1 pseudogene is annotated in these 403 nt (G+C 43.4%); it reads left to right on the forward strand.

Annotated features, from left to right (window positions below):
• A pseudogene (locus Q1A70_RS20490) lies at positions 1–403 on the forward strand (IS630 family transposase); the annotation flags it as partial.

Genomic DNA, 403 nt, shown 5'->3' on the forward strand with positions numbered 1-403 from the left:
AGCTGGATAACAACGCGCTCCAAACACCCTAAACAATCAGAGGAAGCCCAAGAAGCTTTTAAAAAAATTCCTGATAGAAACGATCACTAAGATCCCAGGCCATATCGCGTTAAACCGAGTACATATATGGTTTCAAGATGAAGCACGCTTTGGTCAACGCAATACAACTACACGGATTTGGGCACCGAAAGGAACAAGACCTAGAGCAATTCAACAACAGCAATTTGAGTATGCTTATCTATTTGGAGCAGTCTGTATAAGTAATGGCAATACTGAAGCTGTTGTTGCTCCGGTGAGCAATATGGAGGTGATGCAAGAGCAACTCCGTCTAATCTCAGAAGCTACTCCAGCAGGCTATCAAGCAGTAGTCATCATGGATCGTGCTAGTTGGCACCAAAGTTAT

This window comes from uncultured Vibrio sp., assembly GCF_947488985.1.
GTDB lineage: Bacteria > Pseudomonadota > Gammaproteobacteria > Enterobacterales > Vibrionaceae > Vibrio.